Source organism: Peptoniphilus sp. (assembly GCF_050943655.1).
Lineage (GTDB): Bacteria > Bacillota > Clostridia > Tissierellales > Peptoniphilaceae > Peptoniphilus_A.
Map to the genome: position 1 here is coordinate 1 of NZ_JBMNPQ010000071.1, position 7,820 is coordinate 7,820.

Genomic DNA, 7,820 nt, shown 5'->3' on the forward strand with positions numbered 1-7,820 from the left:
CCAATGTAAATAAGAATCAATAGTATTTAAAAATTTTTCTTTAAATTTTGTAATTTTTTCATAATTGTTATAATATATGTACAAGTAATAATGTTATTAGTTAAAGGAGAAATTATGGAAGATTATAAGAAAATGTTAAAAGATAAAAATTTAAAAGTAACTAAAGGTCGACTAGCAGTGCTTGAACTTTTAAACGCTTCGAAAGTTCCCATGAACGCTGAGCAGATTTATGAAGATATAGATAAAGAAGCAGTGCCAAGCTTTACTTCCCTATACAGAATTTTAAAACAACTTGCTGATGAAGACTTACTTAAAAAAAATCTTTACTCCAACGGACTTTTATATTATGAAACTGCAAAACTTGGTCACAGACATTTTATCATCTGCTCAAAATGCGGAAAAATTTCATCAATAGAAAAATGCCCATTGCATGAATTTGACGAGGCAGCGGCAAAAGAAACTGGATATGTAGTTGAATATCACAGCGTAGAACTCGTTGGTATATGCCCTGAATGTCAAAAAAAGGATGAGTGATATCCCACTATGTGGAATCTAAACCGTAATGCAAAATAATCCTTTACTTTTTCCTTAAAATAGTTATAATATATATAGTGATTTGATTAGTATAATCCTTAAACTTATTAATATTACTAAAATCCTTTACTTATGTATGAAATCACTATAAAAGACTTCTGATTCACCCCACAGAAGTCTTTTTTTATTTACATATTTAATTTTTATAAAAGTGTAGTTACAAAACCACCTATTATAATTAGTGGAATACCAAAGAATGTGAACATCGGTATACAAGTATCTCTAATGTGGTCATGTTGTCCGTCAGCATTAAGTCCTGATGTTGGTCCAAGAGTTGTATCAGATGCAGGCGAACCGGCATCGCCACATACTGCTGCAATTGTTACAAGTAAAATTGTTGCCATTGGTGAGTAACCAAGTTTCATTGCGATTGGAACATATATTGCAGAAATAATTGGCACTGTACCAAAGGATGTTCCTATACCTAGTGTTATTAAAAGTCCAAGTAAAATCATTACATAAGAAGCAACAAGTTTTGATCCACCAAGAAGTGAAGTTGCATAATTAACTAATTGATCTACTGCTCCAGACTCAATTACAACATTGGCATATCCTGCTGCAATTAACATTACAAAGGCGATAAAGCCCATCATCCTAATTCCACCATCAAGCATATTTTGCATGTCGTCCCACTTAATTGCTCTAGTTGCAACGATAAAGATTAGTCCAATAAGTGCTCCAAGTGGAAGTGAGTCTGTTAAAATTTGAACTCCAACAGTTATAAGACCTGAGATGAAAATTAAAACATGTCTCTTCTCCATCTTTACATTTTTTAAATCTTCTTCATCAACTAAAATATCTTTATATTCTCTTTCTCCAGAAAATACTATTAATGCGACAACAAGTCCTACGGCCATTATTGCTGCAGGTATCCAGTTAGTTTTAACTACATCTGCGTGACTGATGTTAAGTCCACTTGATTTAAAAGATTCAACGATAAGTCCTTGGAAAATTGCACCATATCCCAAAGGAATTGCAATGTATGGCGCTTTAAGTCCAAATCCAAAAGATACTGAAAGCATCTTTCTGTTCATCTTTAATTTGTTCATCACACTTAATAGTGGCGGTATTAATATTGGAATAAAAGCAATGTGAATTGGAATTATTGTCTCTGCTACAGTTGCAATAACTACAATAATTAAACAAAGAACAACCTTGTTATCCTTTACGAGATTGCTTATTTTTTTCGCCATTATAGCAGCTGCACCTGTCTCCTCCATTGCAAAGGCAAGTGAACCTAGTAAAATATAGCTAAGTGCAGTCTCGGCATTATTTCCCATTCCGCCAATTAAAATTGACATCGTATCTGTAATATTTAAGCCTGAAAATAATCCTGCAGAAATTGCTGCAATCATCAAGGCAAAAAATACTGGAACCTTAAGTACACTTAAGACCGCAAGTATTATTACAGATAGTACTACTCCATTTGTTAATATCATCTGTCTCCCCTTTCTTTAATTTTTAAGTTCCCTCAAAAATCAATATGTTTTTTATTATATACCCTTTTTCATGCAGATGTCTAAAGTTTATTTAAAAATACAAAAAAAGACACAGAGAAATTTTCTTTCAATGTGTCTTAATTTTAGTATATTACTTAATCTTGCAGATTAAATTATTTTTAAATTTTTTTAAATATTTTAAATCAAAATTTATCGTCTGAGTCAATTGATGAGTCATTTGGGCTTTCTATATCATTTTTAGCATCAATTTGAGTTTCTTCTGATGAGTTATCTGATGTATTAGATTCATCATCGATATCAGAAGTTTTAGAGTTATCAGAAGCCTCATAGTCTCTTAAAATTTCCATAAACTCATCGCCAGTGATTGTCTCCTGTCTCAATAAATACTCTGCAATGGCATGAAGAGCCTTAATGTTGTCGCGCAAAATTTCCCTTGCCTTGTCATGAGCCTCTTCAATAATTTTTTGAACGGCGTTGTCGATTTCATATTGAGTCTGTGGTGAACATTGAAGTGACGCATCTCCACCTAGATACATATTGGACATGCTTTCCAATGCCACAAAGCCAAACTCATCAGTCATACCAAATCTTGTTACCATGGCTTTGGCAATTTTTGTTGCCTTTTCAATATCATTTGAAGCACCACTTGTCCTTGAGTTAAATATAATTTCCTCAGCACTTCTGCCACCAGTTAGTGTAACTATTGTGCTAAATGCTTCTTCTTTTGACATTAAGAATTTTTCTTCCTCGTCAACTTGCATAGTGTATCCAAGTGCACCTGAAGTTCTTGGAATTATTGTAATCTTGTGAACTGGAGCTGTACCTTTTTGCTTTGCTGCAACAAGAGCATGTCCCACTTCGTGATATGCAATAATTCTTTTTTCTTCTTGCGATATAACAGCATTTTTCTTTTCATAACCTGCGAGCACTACTTCAACAGACTCTTCCAAATCTCTTTGGCTCATTTTATCTCTGCCTTCGCGAACTGCTCTAAGTGCTGCTTCGTTTACCATATTGGCAAGGTCTGCACCACTTGCTCCTGCTGTTGCTCGTCCCACATGTTCATAGTCAATGTTATCTTCTTTTTGAATTTTTTTGGCATGAACTTTTAGTATTGCAACTCTGCCTGCAAGGTCTGGAAGTTCAACTGGAATTCTTCTATCAAATCTACCTGGTCTTAAAAGAGCTGGATCAAGTGAATCTGGTCTATTTGTTGCCGCAAGTATTACTACACCGCTTCTTGCATCAAATCCATCCATTTCTGATAGAAGTTGGTTTAAAGTTTGCTCCCTTTCATCATTTCCTGAAAAGCCACCTACTTCTCTCTTTTTACCAATTGTATCAATCTCGTCAATAAATATGATACATGGTGCCTTTTCTTCAGCCTGTTTAAATAAGTCTCTAACTTTTGCAGCACCAAGACCTACAAACATTTCAACAAAAGCAGAACCTGAAATTGAGAAAAATGGTACTCCAGCTTCACTTGCTACTGCCTTTGCAAGAAGTGTCTTTCCTGTTCCAGGAGGTCCAACTAATAGAGCACCCTTTGGAAGTTTTGCACCAATCTTTGTATATTTTTTTGGATTGTTCAAAAAGTCAACCAGTTCACTCAGTGCCCCTTTGGCCTCTTCTTGACCGGCAACAGAATCAAATCTTATTCCATCTGTGGACTCGACATATATCTTTGCCCCACTTTTACCCAGGTTCATCGGCCCAATTCCGCCGCCATCGCCAATTCGTCCCATCACAATTTTAGAAACGATGAGCCAAACGACTACTAGCATAAAAATTGTTCCCACCGTTGATATGATCATTGAAAGGAACGGATTAATCTCTTCCTTATATATTTGATCACTCTTTACATCATTTGCAATAAGTCTATCAACTAAATTAGGATCGTAAATTTTATTTGTTTCGTACTTTTCTGTTTTTCCGTCATTTTTTACTTCAAAGGCAACTTTCTTTTCTGTAAGCTGTACCTTAGTTACCTTCCCATTATTTAACATTTTGACAAAACTTACATAGTCAGTTGTTTTTATATTTTCATCTTGATTAAGCTTTGGTATAAAAACTATGGCTATGGCATAAAAAGTTACAATTGCCAAAATTATATAAAATATAGTGGGAATAAATTTTTTAAAATCATTATTCTTTTTCGACAAAATATCTCCCTCAAATCTATGCAATTATTTTAAAGGATAAAGAAAAAATTTTTGGGCGAACCCAAAAATTAATTTAGTTTTCTCCTGTTTTTAATTGCTGTTGAAATAGTTAATTCGTCATAAAATTCTAAATCTCCACCAACTGGCAAACCATAGCCAATTCGAGAAACAACGACATTATATGGTTCTAAGAGATTTTTTAAATACATTGCCGTAGTGTCTCCATCTGCAGTTGGATTAGTAGCTATTATGACTTCTTTTACACTTCCATCTTCCAGCCTTTTTAAAAGTTCGCGCGCTTTGATATCATCAATTGACCTGCCCTTCATTGGAGAGACTACTCCGTGAAGAACGTGGTACTTTCCGTTAAAGCTCATTGATCTTTCCATTGCCTCAACATCTTTTGGATATTCAACAACACAAATAACCGAGTCATCTCTATTTGGGTTAGAACAAATTTCACAAGGATCAGTGTCGCTAAAATTCATACAGACGCTGCACTGAACTATTTCTGTCTTTGCTCTAATGATAGAACTTGCAAGCTCTTTAACCTCAATATCATCCATATCAATTATATGATATGCTAAGCGCTGAGCTGTTTTTGAACCGATGCCAGGAAGTTTATTTAATTTTTTAATTAAGTCTTCTATTGGTCCAGATTTACTCATTACTTATTAAAGTCCTGGTATATTTAATCCGCCAGTAAATTTGCCCATTTGTGATGACATTTTTTCTTCAGCAGATTTCATTGCAGAATTTACAGCAACTACAATTAAATCTTCTAACATTTCAACATCATCTGGATCAACTGCGTCTTTATCTAATTTAATGCTAATTAGCTCTTTGTTACCATTTACAGTTGCTTCAACTGCTCCGCCACCAGCACTTTCTGTAATCTCTTGTTTTTGTAAATCTTCCTGCATTTGTTCCATTTGTTTTTGAAGCTTTTCAATTTGCTTCATCATGTTGTTTCTTCCGCCTCCGCCTGGGAAGCCTGGATATCCACCTCTAGCCATAATTCCTCCTATTTAAATTAAATTTCTTCTATATTTTCTTTGCCAAATAAATCTTCTAGCTTATTAGTTTTTCTGTCTTTTTTATAAGTCATGTGAACATCAATTTTAATTCCATAAACTGCCTCAAAGACATCTCCAATGAGTGCCTTGTTCTCATCATTGTTACACATTTCGTAATACATCTTATCAGTATTTGAAAAATCAATTTCTAAAAGATTATTTGTAAAACTCTTTAGACTTCCATTTACAAGTGATGCGACCAAAGAGAATTTTTTTGTTTTTAATTCTTTTAAGATATTGTCCCAATTAGATTTAATTTCATCTATTGTAATATCATCTTTAATTATATCAGATTTAGCTTCATTTTCAATATTTGGGGATTCTTCTAACTCCTCTGTTTTACTAGTAGTATCTTTATCATCTGATCTAGTTGATAAGTTTTTTTGATTTAAATTTTTCTTGTAAGTATCATCAAGATTTTCTTTTCTATTACTACTACCTAAAGTCAGATGGTCATAATCAGGACTCGAGTTTTTAATAGATTTAAAATCTCCTTTTTTAACTATTTCTTCCAAGCTTTCAATTCGAGATATTATTTCTTTTTGATTTAGACGCATTGTGATTTTTATTGCGCTCATTTCCAATATAACTCGTTTATTTTCTGCATATCTCATGTCGATACTTAAATCTTTAAGTCTATCAATTATTTCCAACAATTCATAAAGTTCTATTTTATCAGCTTGCAGATGAAAATCCTTTAAGTATGTTGAGAATACAATTTTTTGCGGTTCTCTTAGAGTCTTAACGAGCATGAGATCTCTAAAGTGACTTAGAAGCTGCGATGTTAAGATAGAAAAGTCTATCCCCTCGTTTGCAATATCATCAATAAGTTCTAAGACCCTATTTGCATCTTTTTCGATTAACGCATCTGTCAGTGCAAATATTAGCTTGTTAGAAGATATTCCCATTATCCTCATTGCATCTTCTACTTCAATATAATCTTTATCTATTGTAAGAAGTTGATCTAAAACAGAAAGTGCATCACGCATTGCACCATCAGAACTCTTTGCAATTAAATTATAAACTTCTTCATCGCATGATTTGTTTTCAAGCTCTGCAATTCTCGAAAGATTTTTTACAATATCTTCGTTGGATATCCTCTTAAAATTAAATTTTTGGGCACGTGAGAGTATGGTAGCAGGAATTTTTTCTATTTCTGTGGTTGCTAGTATAAATATTAGATGAGTTGGTGGCTCTTCCAAAATTTTTAATAGCGCATTAAAGGCTCCTTTAGAGAGCATGTGAACTTCATCTATAATATATACTTTGTATTTTAATTTTGTGGGTGGATAAATTACTTTATCCTTTAGCTCCCTTATGTCGTCGACACCATTGTTTGAAGCAGCATCCATTTCCACTACATCAATTGCTCGCTCTTCTAATATTGCTTTACAATTTTCGCATTCATTACATGGATTGCCATCTTTTGGATTTAGACAATTTACTGCTCTTGATAATATTTTTGCAGCTGATGTCTTTCCCGTTCCTCTTGTGCCAGAGAATATATATGCATGATTTAATTCATTGTTTTTTACTTGATTTTTAAGAGACTCTACTACTGTCTTTTGTCCATACAACTCGTCAAAAGTCTTGGACCTGTATTTTCTATAAAGTGCTTTGTACATTTTCTCACCTGATTATATTATACATGAGTATCTGTAAATAAAAATAAAATTTATTTATTTGTTTTTTATTATTTCTTCTAAAAATTTTAACATCTTTTTCACAAAACTATCACAACCATCCATTAGTATATAGGTAAAGAAGATCAATGAAGATCATTTAGGAGGAAATTATAATGAAAAACTTAAAGAAAATCGCTAGTGTTGGACTTATTTCAGTATTAATGTTAGGCATGGTTGCTTGCCAAGGTAAAGATAACCAAGCAGCAAACAATGCAGCTAACGCTGAAAAAAATGCTGTTGAAGAACAAGCTAATGCAAACAAAGCTGAAGTAAACGCAAACGCAGAAGCTGAAAAAGAAGCTATCAACAACAAAGCTGAAGAAAACAAAGCTGAAGCTAACAATGCAGCAGCTGAAAACACAGCTGAAACTGAAAACACAACTACAGAAAACACTGCAAAATAATTTAACTTAGTGTTTATAAGGGAGCCCATTCATTGGGCTTCTTTTTTTATCAATATTAATTTATCATTTCCAAATTATTTTTTTCTCCCTAAAAACTTTAATGACATATATGTTATAATATTAAATAAAACGAAAGAAAGAAGGTGTGCTCTTGTATTGCCCAAATTGTGGAAACAAAGTTTCTGAGAACGATAATTTTTGTGCTGTTTGCGGTAAAAATCTGAAGAATGTACATATCAAAGTTGAAGGTACTGATTCGAAAGATTCTAAAGCAAAAAAAGAATTATCTGAAGAGACTCGAGTTTTTAAACCAATATCTATAGATAAGATCGACACAACTGATGAAATTAAAAATATTATAGCTGAAGTCGATAAAAAGATTTCCAAGAATATAGCTGATTATGAAACAGGAAGTGCTGGCCTTTCTTCTAATAAAGAT

8 protein-coding genes are annotated in these 7,820 nt (G+C 33.1%); 3 read left to right on the plus strand and 5 right to left on the minus strand.

Annotated features, from left to right (window positions below; all coding sequences use genetic code 11):
• The first annotated feature begins 114 nt into the window (after positions 1-114).
• Positions 115-534: a Fur family transcriptional regulator gene (locus ACOX6R_RS06580; protein WP_433448509.1), complete on the plus strand. Its 420-nt coding sequence runs from the start codon at positions 115-117 to the stop codon at positions 532-534.
• Positions 535-737: 203 nt separating this feature from the next.
• Here ACOX6R_RS06580 and ACOX6R_RS06585 read toward each other — a convergent pair whose 3' ends face one another.
• The 5 genes from ACOX6R_RS06585 to dnaX all read right to left on the minus strand — a co-directional run bounded on the left by ACOX6R_RS06585 (position 738) and on the right by dnaX (position 6,917).
• Positions 738-2,033 carry a Na+/H+ antiporter NhaC family protein gene (locus ACOX6R_RS06585; RefSeq protein ID WP_433448511.1) on the minus strand — a complete coding sequence of 432 codons (1,296 nt, stop codon included), beginning with the start codon at positions 2,031-2,033 and terminating at the stop codon, positions 738-740.
• A gap of 203 nt (positions 2,034-2,236) precedes the next feature.
• On the minus strand, positions 2,237-4,219 hold the full coding sequence (gene ftsH / locus ACOX6R_RS06590) for an ATP-dependent zinc metalloprotease FtsH (protein ID WP_433448523.1): 1,983 nt from the start codon (positions 4,217-4,219) through the stop codon (positions 2,237-2,239).
• Between the two features lie 65 nt (positions 4,220-4,284).
• Entirely contained in the window at positions 4,285-4,884 is a 600-nt protein-coding gene (gene recR / locus ACOX6R_RS06595) for a recombination mediator RecR (protein ID WP_433448513.1), read from the minus strand.
• Between the two features lie 6 nt (positions 4,885-4,890).
• Positions 4,891-5,232 carry a YbaB/EbfC family nucleoid-associated protein gene (locus ACOX6R_RS06600; RefSeq protein ID WP_433448515.1) on the minus strand — a complete coding sequence of 114 codons (342 nt, stop codon included), beginning with the start codon at positions 5,230-5,232 and terminating at the stop codon, positions 4,891-4,893.
• 17 nt (positions 5,233-5,249) lie between these two features.
• Positions 5,250-6,917: a DNA polymerase III subunit gamma/tau gene (gene dnaX, locus ACOX6R_RS06605; protein WP_433448517.1), complete on the minus strand. Its 1,668-nt coding sequence runs from the start codon at positions 6,915-6,917 to the stop codon at positions 5,250-5,252.
• A gap of 173 nt (positions 6,918-7,090) precedes the next feature.
• On the opposite strand from dnaX, the gene ACOX6R_RS06610 reads away from it, so the two are divergent.
• Positions 7,091-7,381 (plus strand): hypothetical protein, encoded by a 291-nt coding sequence (locus ACOX6R_RS06610; RefSeq protein ID WP_433448519.1) that lies wholly within the window; start codon positions 7,091-7,093, stop codon positions 7,379-7,381.
• Between the two features lie 151 nt (positions 7,382-7,532).
• Positions 7,533-7,820 (plus strand): zinc ribbon domain-containing protein (locus ACOX6R_RS06615; RefSeq protein ID WP_433448521.1); only part of this gene is annotated, 288 nt, incomplete at its 3' end.

Excerpts from the sequence above, each read along its gene's own strand:
- ACOX6R_RS06580 (WP_433448509.1), top strand. The coding sequence starts at position 115 with ATGGAAGATTATAAGAAAATGTTAAAAGATAAAAATTTAAAAGTAACT.
- ACOX6R_RS06585 (WP_433448511.1), bottom strand. The coding sequence starts at position 2,033 with ATGATATTAACAAATGGAGTAGTACTATCTGTAATAATACTTGCGGTC.
- recR (WP_433448513.1), bottom strand. The coding sequence starts at position 4,884 with ATGAGTAAATCTGGACCAATAGAAGACTTAATTAAAAAATTAAATAAA.
- ACOX6R_RS06600 (WP_433448515.1), bottom strand. The coding sequence starts at position 5,232 with ATGGCTAGAGGTGGATATCCAGGCTTCCCAGGCGGAGGCGGAAGAAAC.
- dnaX (WP_433448517.1), bottom strand. The coding sequence starts at position 6,917 with ATGTACAAAGCACTTTATAGAAAATACAGGTCCAAGACTTTTGACGAG.
- ACOX6R_RS06610 (WP_433448519.1), top strand. The coding sequence starts at position 7,091 with ATGAAAAACTTAAAGAAAATCGCTAGTGTTGGACTTATTTCAGTATTA.